The organism is Brevundimonas sp. AVps7 (assembly GCF_058681545.1).
This window is the reverse complement of the sequence record NZ_CM178742.1, coordinates 2,052,796-2,073,177: the sequence shown is the minus strand read 5'-3', so window position 1 is coordinate 2,073,177 and position 20,382 is coordinate 2,052,796. Positions and strand designations below refer to the sequence as shown.

Annotated in this window: 18 protein-coding genes and 1 tRNA gene; 13 read left to right on the top strand and 6 right to left on the bottom strand. The window is 66.1% G+C overall.

Annotated features, from left to right (window positions below; translation table 11 throughout):
* The first annotated feature begins 82 nt into the window (after positions 1–82).
* On the top strand, positions 83–1,471 hold the full coding sequence (locus ACW17Y_RS10405; RefSeq protein WP_492035638.1) for a methyl-accepting chemotaxis protein: 1,389 nt from the start codon (positions 83–85) through the stop codon (positions 1,469–1,471).
* A gap of 203 nt (positions 1,472–1,674) precedes the next feature.
* Entirely contained in the window at positions 1,675–3,831 is a 2,157-nt protein-coding gene (gene egtB / locus ACW17Y_RS10400; protein WP_492035637.1) for an ergothioneine biosynthesis protein EgtB, read from the top strand.
* 338 nt (positions 3,832–4,169) lie between these two features.
* On the opposite strand, the gene ACW17Y_RS10395 is transcribed toward egtB, so the two are convergent.
* Positions 4,170–4,400, bottom strand: coding sequence for a con-10 family general stress protein (locus tag ACW17Y_RS10395; RefSeq protein ID WP_492035636.1), 231 nt, complete (start codon positions 4,398–4,400; stop codon positions 4,170–4,172).
* A gap of 95 nt (positions 4,401–4,495) precedes the next feature.
* Positions 4,496–4,642: a hypothetical protein gene (locus tag ACW17Y_RS10390; protein WP_426040610.1), complete on the bottom strand. Its 147-nt coding sequence runs from the start codon at positions 4,640–4,642 to the stop codon at positions 4,496–4,498.
* A 98-nt stretch (positions 4,643–4,740) separates the two neighbouring features.
* Here ACW17Y_RS10390 and ACW17Y_RS10385 point away from each other — a divergent pair, with 98 nt between their 5' ends.
* Positions 4,741–5,034, top strand: a complete 294-nt coding sequence (locus tag ACW17Y_RS10385; protein WP_492035635.1) for a hypothetical protein — start codon at positions 4,741–4,743, stop codon at positions 5,032–5,034.
* On the opposite strand, the gene ACW17Y_RS10380 is transcribed toward ACW17Y_RS10385, so the two are convergent.
* Positions 5,031–5,732, bottom strand: a complete 702-nt coding sequence (locus tag ACW17Y_RS10380; RefSeq protein WP_492035634.1) for an MBL fold metallo-hydrolase — start codon at positions 5,730–5,732, stop codon at positions 5,031–5,033. The two genes, ACW17Y_RS10385 and ACW17Y_RS10380, sit on opposite strands and share 4 nt — an antisense overlap.
* 177 nt (positions 5,733–5,909) lie before the next feature.
* Between ACW17Y_RS10380 and tig the strand changes: the two genes are divergently transcribed.
* From tig to ACW17Y_RS10355, 5 genes are all read left to right on the top strand, one after another.
* Positions 5,910–7,253 (top strand): trigger factor, encoded by a 1,344-nt coding sequence (gene tig / locus ACW17Y_RS10375; RefSeq protein ID WP_492035633.1) that lies wholly within the window; start codon positions 5,910–5,912, stop codon positions 7,251–7,253.
* A 152-nt stretch (positions 7,254–7,405) separates the two neighbouring features.
* Positions 7,406–8,308, top strand: a complete 903-nt coding sequence (locus ACW17Y_RS10370; protein ID WP_492035632.1) for a hypothetical protein — start codon at positions 7,406–7,408, stop codon at positions 8,306–8,308.
* 106 nt (positions 8,309–8,414) lie between these two features.
* Positions 8,415–9,056 carry an ATP-dependent Clp protease proteolytic subunit gene (locus ACW17Y_RS10365; RefSeq protein ID WP_309628995.1) on the top strand — a complete coding sequence of 214 codons (642 nt, stop codon included), beginning with the start codon at positions 8,415–8,417 and terminating at the stop codon, positions 9,054–9,056.
* Positions 9,057–9,130: 74 nt separating this feature from the next.
* Complete coding sequence (locus ACW17Y_RS10360; protein ID WP_492035631.1) at positions 9,131–9,451, top strand: hypothetical protein; 321 nt, start codon at positions 9,131–9,133, stop codon at positions 9,449–9,451.
* Positions 9,452–9,551: 100 nt separating this feature from the next.
* The gene (locus tag ACW17Y_RS10355) at positions 9,552–10,325 is read left to right on the top strand and encodes a hypothetical protein (RefSeq protein ID WP_492035630.1); all 774 of its coding nucleotides are present in this window, start codon (positions 9,552–9,554) and stop codon (positions 10,323–10,325) included.
* On the opposite strand, the gene ACW17Y_RS10350 is transcribed toward ACW17Y_RS10355, so the two are convergent.
* Positions 10,322–10,972 (bottom strand): HAD-IB family hydrolase, encoded by a 651-nt coding sequence (locus ACW17Y_RS10350; RefSeq protein ID WP_492035629.1) that lies wholly within the window; start codon positions 10,970–10,972, stop codon positions 10,322–10,324. The genes ACW17Y_RS10355 and ACW17Y_RS10350 overlap by 4 nt on opposite strands.
* Positions 10,973–11,158: 186 nt before the next feature.
* On the opposite strand from ACW17Y_RS10350, the gene clpX reads away from it, so the two are divergent.
* Positions 11,159–12,424, top strand: a complete 1,266-nt coding sequence (clpX, locus tag ACW17Y_RS10345) for an ATP-dependent Clp protease ATP-binding subunit ClpX (protein WP_492035628.1) — start codon at positions 11,159–11,161, stop codon at positions 12,422–12,424.
* A 69-nt stretch (positions 12,425–12,493) separates the two neighbouring features.
* Here clpX and ACW17Y_RS10340 read toward each other — a convergent pair whose 3' ends face one another.
* Positions 12,494–12,832 (bottom strand): hypothetical protein, encoded by a 339-nt coding sequence (locus ACW17Y_RS10340; protein ID WP_492035627.1) that lies wholly within the window; start codon positions 12,830–12,832, stop codon positions 12,494–12,496.
* A 362-nt stretch (positions 12,833–13,194) separates the two neighbouring features.
* On the opposite strand from ACW17Y_RS10340, the gene lon reads away from it, so the two are divergent.
* On the top strand, positions 13,195–15,597 hold the full coding sequence (gene lon, locus ACW17Y_RS10335; RefSeq protein ID WP_492035626.1) for an endopeptidase La: 2,403 nt from the start codon (positions 13,195–13,197) through the stop codon (positions 15,595–15,597).
* A gap of 98 nt (positions 15,598–15,695) precedes the next feature.
* Positions 15,696–15,772, top strand: a tRNA-Val gene (locus ACW17Y_RS10330).
* A gap of 115 nt (positions 15,773–15,887) precedes the next feature.
* On the opposite strand, the gene ACW17Y_RS10325 is transcribed toward ACW17Y_RS10330, so the two are convergent.
* Complete coding sequence (locus tag ACW17Y_RS10325) at positions 15,888–19,091, bottom strand: autotransporter outer membrane beta-barrel domain-containing protein (RefSeq protein ID WP_492035625.1); 3,204 nt, start codon at positions 19,089–19,091, stop codon at positions 15,888–15,890.
* Between the two features lie 197 nt (positions 19,092–19,288).
* Between ACW17Y_RS10325 and ACW17Y_RS10320 the strand changes: the two genes are divergently transcribed.
* Positions 19,289–20,185, top strand: coding sequence for an SPFH domain-containing protein (locus ACW17Y_RS10320; protein WP_492035624.1), 897 nt, complete (start codon positions 19,289–19,291; stop codon positions 20,183–20,185).
* A gap of 30 nt (positions 20,186–20,215) precedes the next feature.
* Complete coding sequence (locus ACW17Y_RS10315; RefSeq protein WP_492035623.1) at positions 20,216–20,371, top strand: type II toxin-antitoxin system antitoxin; 156 nt, start codon at positions 20,216–20,218, stop codon at positions 20,369–20,371.
* Positions 20,372–20,382 lie beyond the last annotated feature (11 nt).

Below are 20,382 nucleotides of genomic sequence, written 5' to 3'. Positions count from 1 at the left end.
ACTTTCGCCGTAGCTGGACTGTGTGTCGGCAATGTTCGGGTCTTCCAAAGTAATTGGCGGCCTTGAGGTCGCAAATCGGGATATGAGCGGGAAGCTTGCTGCGATTGATCGATCGCAGGCGGTGATCGAGTTCGACCTTGATGGCACGGTCATCACGGCGAACGGGAACTTCCTGGGTTGCCTGGGCTACACGCTCGCGGAGATTGTCGGCCGACATCACAGCACCTTCATGGATCCGGACGAGGCGGCCGGCGAGGGCTATGCCGCCTTCTGGCAGAGCCTGAGAGAGGGACAGTTTGTCGCCCGGAAGTTCCGGCGCATGGCCAAGGGCGGCCGGGAAGTCTGGATCCAGGCGTCCTACAATCCGATTCTCGACGCGGCAGGCAAGCCACACCGGATCATCAAGCTGGCCGTGGACATCACCGAGGCCGAGCAGGAGGCCGCACGGCGGGAAGACGCTCGCTGGCTGGCCGAGGACGCCCAGAACGAACTGGTGCAGACCCTGGCCCGGACCCTGGCTCGACTGTCGGAAGGCGATCTGACCACGCGCATCGATGGCGTGCGCTCCGGCACCCACAAGACGGTCCAGGAGGACTACAATTCTGCGGTCGAACGCCTCCGGGCGGCAATCGACGAGGTCTCGCAGAGCGTAGGGTCGATCCGGACCGGATCCGACGAAATCGCCGGGGCGTCCGAAGACCTCTCTCGTCGGACCGAACAGCAAGCCGCCAGCCTGGAGCAGACCGCGGCCGCCCTGGATCAGATCACCGCCACTGTCCAGCGCAGCGCGGCGGGCGCGAAAAAGGCGGCGGAGGTCGCGGGCAGCACCCGTTCCGACGCTGAACGTTCCGGCCAACTCGTCCAGGAGGCCGTTGCGGCCATGGGCGAGATTCAGCAGAGCTCGAACGAGATCGGTCAGATCCTCGGCGTGATTGACGAGATCGCCTTCCAGACCAACCTGCTCGCCCTCAACGCCGGTGTCGAAGCCGCCAGGGCCGGAGACGCCGGGCGCGGCTTCGCGGTCGTCGCCTCTGAGGTCCGCGCCCTGGCGCAGAGGTCGGCGATCGCGGCCAAGGACATCAAGAGCCTGATCTCCGCGTCCACGTCCCAGGTCGCAAAGGGCGTAAAGCTGGTCGGCGAAACGGGTGAGGCCTTGACGTCCATCGCCAGCCGGGTGGCCGAGGTCGACGGTCTTGTCTCGGAGATCGCCAGTTCGGCCGTTGAGCAGTCGACGGCCCTGGCCGAGGTCAATACCGCGGTCAACCAGATGGATCAGTTCACCCAGCAGAACGCGGCAATGGTCGAGGAGGCGGCGGCGGCGGCGGACACCCTCAGGACCGATGCCGGCCAGTTGTCCAGCCTGGTGCAGCGCTTCCAGACCGGTTCCGAGGCCTCTGTGGACGGTCCGCCGCTGCAGGCCGTCAGGCAGCAGCAGGCCCGGATCGAAGCCTTCGCCCGGAAGGTGGCGTGACCCGACCGCTTGCTGGTCGCCGCGCGTAGCGGCTGACCGGCGTCCCCAGCGACAGCGTTGAGATGACCGCTGCTGCCACCCTTGTGGCAGCAGCATCGGCTGAGACTGTTCCGGGGCCTTGAAGGCAACGAAGCCGGAACAAATGTGTTAGGTCGCACGCGGACGACCAAGAAGGCCTGTCTCGCGCTGCTGGAGCCAGTCCGATGAAGCCATCTGCGCGAGCCGTCTCGCTCGAGACGGACGACCTGGGGCGCTATCGCGCTATCCGGGCCGCTATGCCCGCCCTGGCCGCCGGTCTGTCGGCGGAGGATCTGGCCGCGCAGGCGATGCCGGACGCCAGCCCCGGCAAATGGCACCTGGCCCACACCAGCTGGTTCTTCGAGGCCATGATCCTGGCGGCCCAGCCGGGCTACGAGCCGGTCGATCCACGCCTGCAGCAGCTGTTCAATTCCTACTACGAGAGCCTCGGTCGTCGGGTCGAACGCCATGACCGCGGCCTCATGACCCGTCCATCGATCGACGAGGTCCTGGCCTATCGAGCCGAGATCGACCGCAGGATGGCCGAGCGGATCGAGCGCGGGTTCGACGGACTGGACGAGTATCTGTTCATCCTCGGCCTGCAACACGACCAGCAGCATCAGGAGCTTTTCCTGATGGACCTGCTGAACCTGATGTCGCGGTCGCCGCTGGACCCGGCGGCCTGTGACGCCGAGCCGCGTCCGGGCGGGCCGTTGCAGCCGGCGCGGGGAGGCCAGACGCGGTTCGAAGGCGGGCTGGTCGATATCGGCCATGACGGCGTGGGCTTCGCCTTTGACAATGAGGGACCGCGCCACCGGGTGTGGCTGGAGCCTTTCCTGCTGGACCACGACCTGGTGACAAACGGCCAGTGGCTCACCTTCATGGCGGACGGCGGATACCGGCGGCCTGAGCTGTGGCTGGCCGACGGCTGGGCGGTGGTGAAGGCCGAGGGCTGGGACGCGCCGCTCTACTGGCGTCAGGACGAGGGCGAGTGGACTGTGCTGGGCCTTGCCGGTCGCGCGCCGGTCGATCCGGACGCCCCGGTGCGTCACATCAGCGCCTATGAGGCTGACGCCTATGCGCATTGGGCCGGCAAGCGACTGCCGAACGAGGCCGAATGGGAGAGCGCGGTGGCGACGGCGCCGGACGTCTTCTCCAACCTGTTCGGCGAGGTGTGGCAACACACCGCCAGCGCCTATTCCCCCTATCCGGGCTTCAAGCCGACGGAGGGGACAGCGTCGGAGTACAACGGGAAATTCATGGCGAACCAGCGGGTTCTGCGCGGCGGTTCGTTCGCCACGCCGACCGGTCACAGCCGCGCCACCTACCGCAACTTCTTCTATTCGCATCAAAGGTGGGCCTTCATGGGACTGAGGCTGGCGTCTGACGCCGCGGCGGGCGAGCGCGCCCGCATCGAGGATCTGGAGACCGCGCGGTTCCGCGCCGAACTGGTCGCCGGCCTGTCGCGGCCGCAGAAGTCGGTGTCGCCGAAATGGTTCTACGACGCCGCCGGGTCGGAGCTGTTCGAGGACATCACCCGCCTGCCGGAATACTATCCGACGCGTCAGGAGGCGGCCCTGCTGCGGACCATGGCGCCCGGCCTGACGGGGCATTTCGGCGACAACGCCGTCCTGGTCGAGTTCGGCTCCGGGGCCAGCGAGAAGACCCGCATCCTGCTGGATTCCGCGCCGACGCTGCAGGCCTATGTGCCTATCGACATCAGCCCCGACGCCCTCAACGCCGCCGCCGCCAGCATTGCGGAGGCCTATCCGCACATGGAGGTGGCGCCGATGGTCGGCGACTTCCTGAACCTCGCGCCATTGCCGGAACTGGGGCGCGGGCGGCGGGTCGGTTTCTTCCCGGGTTCGACGATCGGCAATCTGGAGCCGGATCAGGCCGTGGCCTTCCTGACCAACGCGCGGGACCGGCTTGGACCCACATCGCTGTTCATCCTCGGCGTCGATCTGGTCAAGGATCCAGCCGTGCTGGTCGCCGCCTATGACGACGCCCAGGGGGTGACGGCGGCTTTCAATCGGAACCTGCTGGTCCGCGCCAATCGCGAACTGGGGGCCGATTTCGATCTCGACGGGTTCGAGCATCTCGCGGTGTGGAACGTCGAGCAGTCCCGGATGGAGATGCACCTGCGCGCCACGCGGACCATGGCGGTCCATATCGGCGCGGTCGTGATTCCGTTCGTGGCGGGCGAGACCATCCATACCGAAAGCTCACGCAAGTTCACCGAACGCAGCGTGACAGCGATGGCCGAGGCCGCGGGCTGGCAGGTGGTGTCTTTCGAGCAGAGCCCTGATCCGTCCGTAGCCCTGGTTCTGCTCGCGGCCTGACGCTCCACCTTAAGGCGGTATGCCCGGACGGCGCGTCGGATCATGTCGAACAAATATTTCTGTGCGACGCCGAAATCCCGGGTGGGTCAGGCGTGGCGGGCCTCCGCCTGCTCCGAATGCGCCCTGGTCCAGTGCGGGTGTATAGTCCTGGATCACGGCTGGCGGGGAGAGTGACGCCCGATTTCGTCCGTTTCGTCCGTTTGGTCCGTTTCGTCAGGGTGTTTTTCGTCCGGACGAACGGACCAAATCCTGAAGTGCCCAGCCTCGGGGAAAGCCGGCAAACAAAAAAGGGCGGCCGGTTCGCACCGGCCGCCCTTCATTGTTTGCGGGGCCGAAACCTACTCGGCCGGGCCGTCGACAGCGTCTTCGGGCCGTCGCGATCCGTGAGAGGCTTCCCCGCCCTTGCGCCCGGCCTGGGCGGCCAGGCTGCGATCCTGAGAGAAGCTTCGCTTCTCGCTGGGGACGCTGGCGCCGCCCTTGCGCGCGATTTCGCGCTGTCGCTCGGGGTCCATCGAGGCGAAGCCCCGTTTGGAGACTCCGGAGGGACGGGTGGGCTGACCTTGGGCCATGCGAGGCTCCCTTTCGACTTTATGCTGGCGGTTGTTGATCAAACCCCGAAGCGGGGGAGGGGTTCCAAAACCGCGCGATATCAACAGTGTGCGAATCAGTCAGCGCCTGGTCTTTCGACCTCTCCATCGTTGTCGCCGGGTTGGGGCGGCACCTCGTAAGGCGTGCCCGCGGGGTCGATTTCCGGCTGCGGCGACGGCGTCATCGGCGGGGTGATTTCCGGCTGGGGCGTGGGGTCGGTCATGGTGTGATCTCTCCGCCCGGATTGGGCTTCATCAAACGGAACCGCCGACCGTCGCCCGGGTTCAATCGAGCTGATCACAAGCCCGGCAGGAGCCCGCCATGACCGATATCAATCCCACCGCCCTCAGCGCTGAAGACATCGTCGATGACGCCGACGATCAACGCGCTCGCCTGGATCGCGCCGGCGATCGCTGGATGGCCGACGCCGAGACGCGCACCTTCGCCCGGGAGCAGGGTCTTCGCGGAGCGGTTCGCTCCGATATCGAGACCGGCAGGGACTGGGCGCGCGAGCAAGCGTTCCTGGCTCGCACCCGGATCGAGGAAAAGCCGTTGAAGGCGACCGTCTACGCGCTGGGCGTCGGTCTCCTGATCGGCCTGCTTCTGCGCCGCTAGGCCGGGCCTGAAGGCGCGCGCGCCAGCGGCGTGCGCGCCACGGCGGCGTCGGACACGAACGGATTGGTGCGGCGCTCCTCGCCAAAGGTCGAGATCGGGCCGTGGCCAGGAACGAAGGTCACGTCGTCGCCCAGCGGCCAAAGCCTGGTGACCACCGACCGGATCAGGGCGTCCGGGTCGCTGCGCGGGAAGTCGGTGCGCCCGACCGAGCCCTTGAACAGGACATCGCCGACCTGGGCGAACCGGGCGGCTCGGTTGAAGAAGATCACATGGCCCGGCGTATGGCCGGGGCAATGCGCCACCTCCCAGGTCGTCTCGCCCAGCGTAACGGTGTCGCCGTCGTCCAGCCAGCGGGTCGGGGTAAAGGTGCGGGCGTCGGGAATGCCCCAGCGCTGACCATGCTCGGGCAGGTCGGCGATCCAGAACTGGTCCTCTTGGTGCGGCCCGATGATCGGCGCGCCGGACTTTTCCGCCATCTCGGCGGCGCCGGCCGCATGATCGAGGTGTCCATGGGTGATCCAGATCTGATCGAGCGCCAGCCCACGCCGCGCCAGTTCGCCGATGATCTGATCGACCGAGCCGCCCGGATCGATCACGGCGGCCTTCATCGTCGCTGTGCACCATACAGTGGTGCAGTTCTGCTGGAGCGGCGTCACCGGGGTCACGAACACGCCGACGGGGGAGGGAGGCTGGGTCATTGCATCGACATAGCGGCCCCGGGCGTCCGGTGAAACAGCCTCCGCGTTGACCTTTGGGGCTCATCTCATCATAAGGGCGGGCTTCGAGGCGCCGCTCCGGATGGGGCGGCCCTTTCTGCTTTTCCATCTTCGCGCGCGCCGATGCCCGGCGCCGCCCCAGAGCGTCAGATTCGTCCCATGCAAGTCGTCCAAAACACCACCGAAGGTCTGAGCCGCGTCATCACCGTGACCGTGCCGGTCGCCGAACTGAATGCCAAGCTGGACGCCAAGCTGGCCGAGATGGCCCCGAAGATGAAGCTCAAGGGCTTCCGTCCGGGCAAGGTGCCCGCGTCGCACGTCAAGAAGACCTTCGGCCGCGACATGATGGGCGAGATCGTGAACGACGCGATCAACGAGTCGAGCCAGGCTGCGCTTGACGAGATCAAGGTGCGCCCGGCCGCCCCGGCCGACATGAAGCTGACGTCGGACATGGACAAGGTTCTGGCCGGGTCCGACGACCTGGCCTTCGAAATGGCCCTGGAAGTCATGCCGGACTTCACGCCGGTCGACCCCAAGACCCTGAAGCTGGACCGCCCGGTCTATGAGGCCTCGGACGAGGACCTGGACGAGGCGCTGAAGGAACTGGCCGGTCAGGCCAAGTCCTATGAGGACAAGAAGGGCAAGACCGTCAAGGCCGCCGACGGCGACCAGGTGACCATCGACTACCTCGGCAAGCTCGACGGTGTCGCCTTCGATGGCGGTACCGCGGAAGACGCCGATCTGGTCATCGGTTCGAACCGCTTCATCCCCGGCTTTGAAGAGCAGCTGAAGGGCGCCAAGGTCGGCGAGGAGAAGACCATCGAGGTTACCTTCCCCGAGAATTATCAGGCCGCCAATCTGGCCGGCAAGCTGGCCACCTTCGACATCAAGGTGAAGGCCATCAAGGCCGAGGCCGAGAGCGTCGTCGATGACGAGTTCGCCAAGCGCATCGGCCTGGAGTCGCTGGACAAGCTGAAGGACCTGCTGCGTCAGAACCTGAACCAGCAATACGTCGGCGCCGCCCGCTTCAAGCAGAAGCGCGCCCTGCTGGACCAACTGGACACCGCCCACTCCTTCGACCTGCCGCCCAAGATGGTCGAGGCCGAGTTCGACGGCATCTGGAAACAGGTCGAGGCCGACAAGGAAGCCGGCAACCTGACGCCGGAAGACGCCAAGAAGTCTGACAAGAAGCTCAAGGAAGAGTACCGCAAGATCGCCGAGCGTCGCGTGCGCCTGGGTCTGGTGCTTGCCGAGATCGGCCGCACGAACAACGTCGGCGTCACGGACCAGGAGCTGAACCAGGCGATCATGGCCGAGGCCCGCAACTATCCGGGTCAGGAGCGTATGGTGCTGGACTTCTACCGCCAGAACCCGAACGCCGCCGCCCAGATGCGCGCCCCGATCTATGAGGAGAAGGTCGTCGACCTGATCTTCGATCAGGCCAAGGTGACCGACAAGCCGATCACCAAGGAAGAGCTGCTGAAGGAAGAAGACGAGGGCTGAGCCTCGTCTGCCGCCCCGCGGTCGCGTGTGTGACCGCAGGTTACAAACCTGACAGATTTCGCCTTGTTAAAGCCATCGCCGGTCGCTTAACGGCGATGGCCCAATCAGGCGGGCGAGTCGAGTGAGGGTGGGTGATGTCGGTGTCTCTTGGAATGATCGCCTTGTTGGCGGCGCTGCACACGGCGCCCGTCGCGCCTGCTCCCCCGCAGGACGAAACGCGGCTCGGCGACATCGTCGTCAATGGCCGCCCGCTGGACGAACTGGTCGGCGATTTCGTCGACGAGATATCGAGGCCTGCAAGTCAGCGCGGTCTGGCCCGTTGGCAGGGTCGCGTTTGTGTCGGCGTGGTGAACCTGCCCGCCGCCTACGCGCAGACGATGGTCGACAGGGTTTCCGACGTCGCCGCGCGGGTCGGCCTGGAGCCTGGTGAGCCGGGGTGTCGGCCAGGGATCGTCATCGTGGCGACCGACGACGGCTCGGCTCTCGCGACGGCCATGGTGCGTCGGCGCAACAGCGGCTTCGACATCGGAAGTCATCAAACCGACGCCGGGTCGCGGGCGCTCAGGGAATTCCAGACCTCCGACCGCGCCGTGCGGTGGTGGCATACCAGCCTTCCGATCGATTCCAACAACGGCCAGGTCGCCATCCGGCTGCCCGGCATGACCGGTCCCGACGGGCAGCCGTCCTATCCCCAACTGAGTGTCTTCGCCGCGTCGCGCCTCAACACCCAGGTTCGCGACAACCTGGCGCGGATCGTCATCATCGTCGATGTGACCAAGCTGGGGGATACGACCTTCGACCAGTTGAGCGACTACGTCGCCCTGTTGTCCCTCGCGCAGATCGATGCCGACGCCCAGACAGGGAACTTCGACACGATCATGAACATCTTCAGCGACGCGGGCGGTCCCGCCACACTCACAGACTGGGATATGGGCTACCTTGAGGCCCTCTACTCGACCCATCCAGACCGGATCGATCCGAACGCCCTGACGCGCTCGGTGGCCGGCGAAGTGGCGCGAGGCATCCGCGCGAACCAGGCCGAACCGGAAGGCTGATCGGCTTTCCGGGCCGCCCCGGCTTGTATCGCTTGCGCCGGACCGCAATATGAGAACGGAACCGCGACCGACCTGAGTCGCGGGCCTCCTGCATCAGCGAGATCCCATGCGCGACCCGATCGACTACATTTCCTCGAACCTTGTCCCCATGGTGGTGGAGCAATCCAGCCGCGGCGAGCGAGCCTTCGACATCTTTTCCCGCCTGCTGCGTGAGCGGATCATCTTCCTGACCGGACCATTCGAGGACGGCATGGCCAGCCTGATCTGCGCCCAGCTGCTGTTCCTGGAATCGGAGAACCCGAAGAAGGAAATCAGCATGTACATCAACAGCCCCGGTGGTCAGGTGACCTCGGCGCTCGCGATCTACGACACCATGCAATACATCAAGTCGCCGGTCTCGACGGTGGTGATGGGCATGGCGGCCTCGGCCGGCTCCCTGATCCTGACGGCCGGCGAGGCGGGCCAGCGCATCGCCCTGCCGAACGCCCGCGTCATGGTCCACCAACCCTCGGGCGGGTTCCGCGGCACGGCCTCGGACATCGAGCGCCACGCCGAGGACATCATCGCCACCAAGCGTCGCCTGAACGAAATCTACGTCCACCACACCGGACGGACCTATGAGGAAGTCGAGCGCACCCTGGACCGCGACCACTTCATGACCGCCGAGGAAGCCAAGGCCTGGGGCATCGTGGACCACGTCTACGACAAGCGCACCGAAGCCGAGGCCGACGGCATCAAGACCCTCTGATCCGTTCGGACCAATGACCAGAGAAGGGCGCGCCGGGATCGGCGCGCCCTTTTCGTTTGTGCTATCAGCCCCCCATGCAGCACACGCGAGACCTCAAAGGCGTCGTCCAGGTCGACGGCGAAGACTATGAATGGGAAGTCCGCCGCCAACCGCAGCGGACCACGGGCAACAACTGGGACGGCATCGGCATCGCCCTGAAGCTCGTCGAGGGCCAGCGCGAGGCCATCGTCCTGTTTCCGATGGTGATGCGCGCCAACGGCTCGCCGAACTTCGAACGCCAGCGGATCAATATCGAGAGCGTGAAGAACGCCATCGCCTCGGCCATCGCCGCCGGCTGGGACCCGACCTCGCGCGGCAAGGTCGTCGTCTTCGATGTGGACGCAGACGGCAACTGAGCCCCGTGCCGCGGTCGGGTTTCGTCAGCCCTACGTCTGACCGGCCCGTTGCGATCAGTCCTCCCGATGGGCTAGCGTCGTTCCAATAACGGGGGTGGGCGTGACGGAACCGGATTCGAGCCCTAAGCGGCTGACGAACGTAGCGGGGGTCATCGGTCTGGCGACGGCCGTGCTGGGCCTCGTGGGCACCGGAGTCACGGTCTGGAGCAGCACGCGCTCCGACGACAAGGCTGAGGCGGAGGTGGTTTCGACAGCCGCGCCGATCGAGGAAAGCCTCGACAACCTACCTGCCGAGATCGACGGCTATATGAGCGGCCCGACCTACGTCGACTGGCAGTCGGCGCACCTGCTCTGCTACCAGAAGGACACGGACGGCTCCTGCATCGTCACGGCGGGGGTGGAACAGCGAGGACCTCGCGCGATCCGCATGCGGGAAACGTTCTTCACGCGACTGCCCAGCCCCGCCTACGAGCCGCTGGATCTGATCGTCGCCGACGACTTCGCCGAGCATGACCGCAAACGTCCGGACGGCGTGGCTCGTTTCGATCTGGTCGATTACGTCGTGACGCGACAGGGCCTTTGCATCAACCGGGACACGCGGTCCGCAGGCGCGGCCCGGACCCTGGTGTTCGGCATCTACGAGGGCGAACAACTGGTGCCTGTCTCTTCCACGGCCCTGACCGCCTTCCGCACCCAGTTGCGCGAGGACCTCGCCGGCGAGGCTGTCGGCGACAGCCAGTGCTGGCGCTTCAAGCTCGAGCGCGGCCAGTTGCGTCAGGACTATTTCATCGACGGCGTCATCCAGCCCGACAGGATGGTGATGTTCGACTTCCTTCCGGCGGGCGATCGGCCGTTCCTGCGCATCCCGACCTAGGCGGGCCGCTGGCGAAAGACGCGGAAGCCCGGCTGTTCGGCGATCGCCAGCATCTCGGTGTCGCCCGAAGTATCACCATAGGCCGCGGCCAGCTTCAGATTCGGTCCGAAAGCAGCGTGGAGGCGCCGCACCTTCTCCTCACCGCGGCAGTTGGGGCTGGAGAAGGCGCCGGTGATCCGGTCCTGGTCGTCGAAGGTCAGATGGGTGCCCAGAAGGCCCTCGGCCCCCAGCCGACGCGCGAACGGAGCCACCGTAATCTCGGGCGACGCGGTCACGATCACGCGATCAGCGCCGTTCCGGCCCCAGTCCTCCCAGACCTTCAACGCGTCAGGCCGCATGAACCGGTCCCAGACGTGGTCGGCGAATCGCGCCGCATCCGCCTCCAGCTCGGCCCGGGTCACGCCCTTCAGGAACACCCTCACCGACGCCGCCTTGATCGCCCCCCGGTCCCGATCCTGCGCATAGGCCGCCGTGGCCTTGGCCATCCTGACCAGGCCCAGCGCCCAGCCGCCCGCGCCGGCCCGCCAGCGCAGGAACTGGGTGAAGCTGTCGCGGACCGTCAGCGTGCCGTCGAAATCGAACGCGACGATCGGCCGCGCGGGATCATCGGACTGGCGAAAGCCTGCCGTGGCGCCCATGTCACCCATTCGCCGTGATCTCCATCCCGCCTGAACAGTCCACGTCAGTCGCGCTTCGCCGGTGTTCGGCGGGGTTGTGGCGGGCGTTCGGATGGTTGATTGTCATTTTTTGAATATCTTCGCGTCCATAGTGGTGGAATCAACGCGGGGAAAGCGCGCCCGTCTCCCAGAACGGCGCGAGAGTGAGAAGGGTCTATGACCAAAGCAGCCGGCACCGACGCCAAAAGTACGCTCTACTGCTCGTTCTGCGGCAAGAGCCAGCACGAGGTGCGCAAGCTCATCGCCGGACCGACGGTGTTCATCTGCGATGAATGCGTCGAGCTGTGCATGGATATCATCCGCGAAGAGCACAAGATTGGCTTCGTCAAATCCAAGGATGGCGTGCCCACGCCCAAGGAAATTCGCGAAGTCCTCGACGACTACGTCATCGGCCAGAGCCACGCCAAGAAGGTCCTCTCGGTCGCGGTGCACAACCACTACAAGCGCCTGAACCACGCGACGAAGAACAACGACGTCGAGCTGGCCAAGTCCAACATCATGCTGATCGGGCCGACCGGCTCGGGCAAGACGCTGCTGGCCCAGACGCTGGCCCGCATCATCGACGTGCCGTTCACCATGGCCGACGCCACGACCCTGACCGAAGCCGGTTACGTGGGCGAGGATGTCGAGAACATCATCCTGAAGCTGCTCCAGGCGTCCGACTACAACGTCGAACGGGCGCAGCGCGGCATCGTCTACATCGACGAGATCGACAAGATTTCGCGCAAGTCGGACAACCCTTCGATCACCCGCGACGTCTCCGGCGAGGGCGTGCAGCAGGCCCTGCTGAAGATCATGGAAGGCACCGTCGCCTCCGTGCCTCCGCAGGGCGGCCGCAAGCATCCCCAGCAGGAGTTCCTGCAGGTCGACACCGCCAACATCCTGTTCATCGTCGGCGGCGCCTTCGCCGGCCTTGAAAAGGTGATCTCGGCGCGCGGGGCAGGGGCCTCGATCGGCTTCGGCGCCAAGGTGTCGAATGTCGATGAACGCCGCACCGGCGACATCCTCAAGGGCGTCGAGCCTGACGACCTGATGCGTTTCGGCCTGATCCCCGAATTCATCGGCCGTCTGCCGGTTCTGGCGACGTTGGAAGACCTGGACGAAACCGCCCTGGTCACCATCCTGACCGAGCCGAAGAACGCCCTGGTCAAGCAATACAAGCGCCTGTTCGAGATGGAGAACGTCAACCTGACCTTCACCGACGACGCGCTCAACGCGATCGCCAAGAAGGCCATCACGCGCAAGACCGGGGCCCGCGGCCTGCGTTCCATCCTGGAAGGCATCCTGCTGGAGACGATGTTCGAACTGCCCACCTTCGAGGGCGTCGAGGAAGTGGTCGTCAACGCCGAGGTCATCGAGGGCAAGGCCCAGCCCCTGCTGATCTACGCCGAGAAGAAAAAGGCGGCCGACGGCGCCGCGTAAGGCGGGTCCAAGGCCGAAAGAACAGGGGCGGGGCCTTTACGGCTCCGCCCCTTTTTCATGCCCGGCGGGTCAGTTCGTCGGCGGCTTGGGATGCAGGTTTGTTTCTTCCGCCGCTGTCTGGGCGTTGGCGCGGGTGTCGTCGGTCACCGGACCGACACCGGCTCCGGTCGGGGCAGCCATGCTGGAGTCCGCGGGGGCCATCGTTTCCGAGGCGGCGTTGCCGCTGGTCGCAGCGCTAGACGGAGCGACGGGCGCGCTGGTCGAGGCGTCCGACCCTGCGCGGTCGGCGGACATCGCATCGGCGCTCGCTGTCGCGTCATCGACCGCCGGGGCGGTCTCGGTGTCGCGGTTGCAGGCGGCCAGCGCGAACAGGGATGCCGTCGCCGCCAGAGTGATGATCTTGTACAAGAAAGCCTCCCAATCATTGTTATCGGTGCGACGGCAACGGCCACGGTTGGGTTCGGTTGCCGACGACGGACGATGTTGAGGCGCGCGCGCCACAGGGGTTTGACCGGCCCCATGTCGCGCTTTTGGTCTCCGAGGGTCGAGCCGACCCCGGCCACCCCGGTCGCTCACACGGATCATGCAGCTTGACCGGACTTGCACGCGACTGTGCATCGTCCAGCCGCAGCGCTTGAACCCCGGTGGCAAGGGGCCACATACTCACACGAACGCCGTCGGAATCGACGGGCCTCTCCAGGGTGTCGCTGCATATCGCGGGGCGCCAGGGGTGGGCGGACCGGAGATGATCAAAGGTCCAGGAGCGCATTATGTCCGAGAGTAAAATTCTGCCCGTCCTGCCTCTGCGGGACATCGTCGTCTTCCCCCATATGGTCGTGCCGCTCTTTGTAGGGCGCGAGAAATCCGTGCGGGCGCTCGACGAGATCATGAAGGGTGAAAAGCAGATCCTGCTGGCCACCCAGAAGAACAGCGTGGACGACGATCCGGCGCCGGACGCCATCTATCCGGTCGGTGTGCTGGCCACCGTTCTGCAGCTGCTGAAACTGCCCGACGGCACCGTAAAGGTCCTGGTCGAGGGCAAGGGCCGCGCCCGCCTGACCCGCTTCACCGACCGCGAGGAGTATTTCGAGGCCGAGGCCGTAGAGATCGAGGACGACCTGGGCGAACCGTCCCAGGCCGAGGCCCTGCTGCGCGCCGTTGTCGAGCAGTTCGAGAGCTATGTGAAGCTGAACAAGAAGGTGCCGCCCGAGGCCCTCAGCTCCATCCCCCAGATCACCGATGCGTCGAAACTGGCCGACAGCGTCGCCGCTCATCTGTCGGTCAAGATCGCCGACAAACAGGCCTTGCTGGAGACCATCGCGGTCCCGGCCCGTCTGGAGAAGGTCTACGGCCTGATGGAGGGCGAGATTTCCGTCCTGCAGGTCGAGAAGAAGATCCGCTCGCGCGTGAAGCGCCAGATGGAGAAGACCCAGCGCGAATATTATCTGAACGAGCAGATGAAGGCGATCCAGCGCGAGCTGGGCGAGACCGACGACGCCCGTGACGAGATCATGGAGCTGGAGAAGCGGATCCGTAAGACGCGCCTGTCCAAGGAAGCCCGCACCAAGGCCGAGGCCGAGGTGAAGAAGCTGCGCAACATGAGCCCGATGTCGGCCGAATCCACGGTCGTGCGGAACTACCTCGACTGGCTGCTGTCGATCCCGTGGGGCAAGACCAAGCAGAAGCCCATCGATCTGAACAAGGCCGAGGCCATCCTCGAGGAGGACCACTACGGCCTCGAGAAGGTCAAGGAACGGATCATCGAGTATCTGGCCGTCCAGGCGCGCACCAACTCGCTGAAAGGCCCGATCCTGTGCCTCGTCGGCCCTCCGGGCGTCGGCAAGACCTCGCTGGCCAAGTCGATCGCCAAGGCGACGGGGCGTGAATACGTCCGCATGTCCCTGGGCGGCATGCGCGACGAAGCCGAGATCCGGGGCCATCGCCGCACCTACATCGGCTCCATGCCGGGCAAGATCATCCAGTCCATGAAGAAGGTGAAGACCACGAACGCCTTCATCCTGCTGGACGAGATCGACAAGCTGGGCGCCGACTGGCGCGGGGATCCTTCCTCGGCCCTGCTGGAGGTGCTGGATCCGGCGCAGAACAACGCGTTCGGCGATCACTATCTGGAGGTCGACTACGACCTGTCGAACATCATGTTCGTCACTACGGCCAACAGCCTGAATATGCCTCAGCCCCTGATCGACCGGATGGAGATCATCCGGGTGAGCGGCTACACCGAGGACGAGAAGGTCGAGATCGCCAAGCGTCACGTCCTGCCCAAGGTGACGACCGACAACGGCCTGACCCCGGCCGAGTTCGTGGTGCCCGACGAGCAGATCCGCAACCTGATCCGCTACTACACCCGCGAAGCCGGCGTGCGGTCGCTGGAGCGGGCCCTGGGCGGTCTGGCCCGCAAGGCCGTCCGCGAGATGTCCAAGCAGAATCTGCTCTCCATCACCGTCGATGAGGCCAAGCTGGCCGAATACGCCGGGGTGAAGAAGTTCCGCTACGGCGAGACGGACGAGGAGGATCAGGTCGGTATCGTCACGGGTCTGGCCTGGACCGAGTTCGGCGGCGACATCCTGACCATCGAGGCGATCAAGATGCCGGGACGCGGTCGCATGACCGTCACCGGCAACCTGAAGGAGGTCATGAAGGAGTCCATCTCCGCCGCCGCCTCCTACGTCCGCGCCCGCTCGCTCAGCTTCGGCGTCAAGCCGCCCGTGTTCGAGAAGACCGACATCCACGTGCACGTGCCGGACGGCGCGACGCCCAAGGACGGCCCGTCGGCTGGTGTCGCCATGACGGTGGCCATGGTCTCGGTCCTGACCGGCGTCCCGATCCGCAAGGACATCGCCATGACCGGCGAGATCACCCTGCGCGGTCGCGTCACCGCCATCGGCGGCCTGAAGGAGAAGCTGCTCGCGGCGCTTCGGAGCGGCGTGAAGACCGTGCTGATCCCGCAGGAGAACGAGAAGGACCTCGCCGACGTGCCAGACAATGTGAAGGGCGCGCTGGAGATCATCCCGATCTCTACGGCGGACGAGGCTCTGAAATGGGCCCTGACCGGCTCCCTGACCGCGGTGGAGTGGGATGAGGTGGCCGAGCCGCTGAACCCGGCTCCGCAGGCTCCTCCGGCCTCCGACGGATCGACTGTCGTCAGCCACTGACCTGAACAGCCTCCCCGCCCACCGGCGGGGAGGTTTTTCTTTGGGCGGAGCGACTTGAACCGGCGGGCGGGTGAGGGCACAACCCGCCTCCGTGGTGAGGGCGGCTAGCTCAGCTGGTCAGAGCATCTCGTTTACACCGAGAGGGTCGGCGGTTCGAACCCGTCGCCGCCTACCACCGGACACAGAAAAGGCCGCCGGATCGCTCCGGCGGCCTTTGTTTTTGCGTCGTCAAATCGACCAGGATTCACGACCAAATCGACCAAGGTTTACGACCAACCTTGTCAACCTGATCAGAACCGGAAGCTGGCTCGCAGCAGCAGGGTGTAGCGGACGTAGTCCTCGATCATCTCGGCGTCCGCGCTGACGGAAATCTTGCCGAGCTCGTTGCCGACGCTGAGGTGGAAGCCCGCGATCGGACCGCCGCCCTCGATCGAGTCGGGCGTCAAGGTGAACGGCGAGCCGCCCGAGGCGAAGCGGGCGATGGTCTCGCCCGGATCGACGGAGAAGTTCTGACGCCAGCCGAGGCGGACCTCGGGTCGGATCCAGCCGTTCTCGCCGAAGCCGTAGCCGATGTTCACGGCGGCGACGCCGGTGAACATGTGGCCGTCGCGGTCCTCGATATCCAGGTTGAAGCCGGGCTCCAGACCCACCTCGGTGTGCGCGTCCTCGCTCAGCGAGAAGTACTCGGCGTAGACTTCCGGCCGGATGCTCAGGCGACCGAAGTTGCGCTCATAGGAGGCGCCGCCGCCCAGCGACAGCGTGAAGCCGTTCCAGCTGGAGGTGTTGATGAGGTTGATGCTCTGGGTGACCAGCTGGCGCGTCGAATCGAAGGTGGCGTAGCCGCCCGCCGCGCGCGCCCAGGTGCTCCAGGCCTGGCCCTGGGCCCGCCAGTAGAGGCCCAGCTCGACGAGGTTGGCCGAGAGGATTTCCTCGGCCTCGGCCTCGGGATCCTCGATGTCCGACGAGGTGAAGGCGAGGGATACGCCGACGGCGCCCAGGCCCGTGCCGCGCTCGATCCCGCCCGCAACGCCGAAGCCCTCCGAACGGAAGCCATAGGTGTCGGTCTTGTCCTTGTCGGCGTAGAAGTTGATTTCCTGCAGCCAGGCGCTGGTCTCGCCCGGCTCGACCGTCGCGTTGCGGCCGGTCAGGGCGCGGGTGACCGCGTCCACGCCCGATGCCAGGGAGAGCAGGGGACCGCCCGAGTGGTCCGGCAGCAGTTGCTCGTACAGGTCGATGAAGCCTTCACGGCCCGTCTGGGACAGGAAGGCGTTGCGCAGGGCCGTGCTGGAGCTCAGCGCGCCGTAGAAGGAATCGAAGATCTGGCCTTCGACCGCAATCAGGTTCGCCTCGGCAGCGGTGCGGCGACGGGCGTCGATGTAGACGTCGCCGGCAGCCACGTCGGCGCCTGCGCTGACGACGTAAAGATAGGGCGAGTTCGCCTGCACGGCCGTCTGGTCGATCGCGCCTATGGTCAGGGTGTTGGCGTCGATGACGGTGAACCGCTGTGGTCCTGTCAGCAGGGAGTTGAACCGCACGCCCAGGCCGGCCCCGGTGGCCAGGCTCGCCGCGCCGTTGACGCGGAAGCCTGCGCTGGTGGTGCTCGCGGGATCGATCGTGACGATCAGATCGCCCGCTGCGCCGACATTCAGGCTGGTGACCGTGGTGCGCGTCAACTGGCGCGCATCCAGCGTGCCGTTGGTCACATTGATGTCCAGACGACCGTCGGTGTCGGTGATTGCGCCGGTCAAGATGCCGCCGCCCGTGATGTTCAGCCGGTCCGCGCCGGCGCCAAACGAGACATCGCCGGTCATGAAGCCGTTTTCGAGGTTCAGCGCGTCGGCGCCCGAGCCGAAGCGGACCGCACCAATCAACGCGGGCTCGTTCGAATCCGTCACTCCGTCGCCGTCTGTGTCGGGATCGGTTGTCGAGGGCGTGCTGGTCTCGCCGTACTGGCGATAGGTGACGCCCGTCGTGTTGGCGGACACGTCGATCGCCGTCGCAGTGCCGGTGAGCGCCGCGCCGGCCGCGTTGGGAGCCAACGCCGCCGTGATGGAGCCGGCATTCTGAATCGAGGCGAGGGTGCCCGACTGGTCGCGGATCGCGTTGACGGTCGAAATGCCACCGCCTGCCGTGGCCAGGATCGCGCCATTGTTGAACAGGACAGGCAGGTTGGCGCCGACCGCGATGTTGACGCCGGTCGTAGGTGAGTTCGCCAGTTCACTGGACACGCCCGCCGTGATCGTTCCGATGTTGTCAAAGCGCGGGGTGGTGACGCCAGCCCCGATCGAAACGGCGGTCGCGCCGCCGCCGCGGCCCAGGGCCGTGATGGAGCCTTCGTTGCGAACCCCGCCGGCGATAGCTACGGTCTGCCCGCCCGCGACGCCCAGCTGCATGGCCAGGCCGGTGACGTTGTTGTACACGCCGTCGCCGGTGATCACGCCTCGATTGATCAGGCCGTAGTTGGTGGTCGCGGTCGTTCCAGCGGCGCCCAGGGTGATGCCCCGCGTGGAGGACCCGACGGTCAGGGCCGCAGCGCCCCCGAAACTGTTGATGACCGAGCTGTTCTCCGACAGGTCGGCGATGCCGTCGCCGTCCTCGTCGGTCGTGGTCGAGTCCGTGGCGACATCGGTGATCAGGTCCGTCGGGCGGATATCCAGCACAACGCCGCGGGCGACGTTGCCGCCGATGACGACGGCCGAGGCGCCCTGCAGCAGGTCGTCCGCGTCCAGCAAGGCCAGGGTCGTGTCGCCGGGCCGCTGCGTATAGCGATAGCCGGTCGCGGACATGTCGCCCTGAAGGGTCAGGCGGCCGCCGACGTCGCCCTGGACGTTGACCGCGCTGGCGCCGAGGCCCTGGGCGGTGATGGGACCACCCAGATTGACCGCCCCGGACACGTTGCCGGTCTGGGAGTAGCCGATGGCGTTGTCGCCTACGGCGCGAAGCGAGCCGTAGGCGGTCACATTGCCCGTCAAACCGCGCTCGATCGATATGGCGCGTGAGTTCGCGCCTTCGACCACGACGGCGCCGGAGCTCTCCACCAGAATATTACCGGTCAGGGGCGTGGCGCCGGTGAGACGCAGGCCGTAGCGGTTGGCTCCGGCGGCGATCGGACCGTCCAGGTCGCCGTCGTTGTCGCTGTCCGGGTAGGTGTCGATGCTGTCGGTGACCGTGATGGTCCCGCCGATGATGATGTTCGCGGCTGTCGAACCCGGGCCGACGAGGATCCCGGTCGATCCATCGGCCGAGTTGGCCATCGTGATGCTGGTGCCGCTGTCCAGATCGATGTTGTTGTTCGAATCGACCGTGATCGCAGCGCCGGTGTTCACGGCGATCGAGCCGCCGGTGCCGATGCGGATGTCGTCGCGCGCCGTCCCGGTCGCGAGGGAGGTGACGATGGGCGTCGTGCGGGCGGTCGAGATCACGACCTCGGCATGCGCTCCTGCGGCCGTCATCAGAGGGGCAAGCGCCACCGCGGTCGCAAGCAGTCTACGCATTCGGAAATTCACCCCAAGTGGACACGCGCACGGGCGCCGGGCGCCTTCTAACAGGGGCGTCCCGACCTGTCTCAAGTTTCGCGAATTTGAGGCGAATGCAAGGCCGAAAGCGATGTGTCGGGCGACCGGAGGTCACCGAAAGCGTTGCGGTGCGGCCCGGAAAGTAATATCATTTTCATATCGAAATGGAGGGCAAGATGACCGACCAACGCACAATCTCGCAAGAACGGCCCGCACAGACGGCCAACGGCATACTGATGCTGCTGGTCGGGCTGGGCCTGATCATCCTGGCGCCGGTCCTCATGGTCCAGAGCCCGGATACGGCGCTTTACATCGTCGGAGGCATACTCCTCGCCCTGATCGGCCTGTTCCTGTTGTGCGGTCTTTATGCCCTCCAGCCGAACGAGGGCGTAGCCATCATGCTGTTTGGATCCTATCGCGGCACCGACCGGGCGACCGGCCTGCGCTGGGTCCTGCCCTGGTACAGCCGCAAGAAGATCTCTCTCCGGGCCCGCAACGTCACTTCGGACAAGCTGAAGGTGAACGACAAGCGCGGCAGCCCCGTCGAGATCGCCGCCAACGTTGTCTGGCGCGTCGAGGATTCGGCCCAGGCCCTGTTCGACGTCGATGACTATCAGGCCTTCGTGAACATCCAGATCGACACGGGCCTGCGCGATATCGCCTCCCACTACGCCTACGACCATGGCGAGGAACAGGAGGGCGTCGAACAGGAGATGACCCTGCGCGCCGATGCCGAGGACGTCGCCGGACGGCTGCGGGACGAACTGGCGAACCGCGTCCGCGTGGCCGGGGTGGCGATCGACGAGGCCCGCCTGGCCCACCTGGCCTATGCGCCGGAGATCGCCGGAGCCATGCTGCGCCGCCAGCAGGCCGAGGCCATCCTGTCGGCCCGTCGCCTGATCGTGCGCGGCGCCGTCGGCATGGTCGAAAGCGCGCTCAAGGATCTGGGCGAGCGCGAGGTCGTGCATCTGGACGAGGACCGCAAGGCCGCCATGGTCTCCAACCTGCTCGTCGTGCTGTGCGCCGACCGCGAGGCCCAGCCCGTGGTCAACACCGGCACCCTCTACGGCTAGGGCGTGGCGAGGGTCCGCAAACCCTTCCTGATGCGCGCCTCCGCGGGCGTGATGACGGCGGTCGAACGGCTGGCGGCGGCGGAGCTGCGCTCGGTCAACGCCCAGCTGGAGATTCTACTGAGGGAATCGCTGGAGCGGCGGGGTGTCCGCATCCCGCCGCCGGGCGACACCGATGATGAGGCTTGAGCTTCATTGTC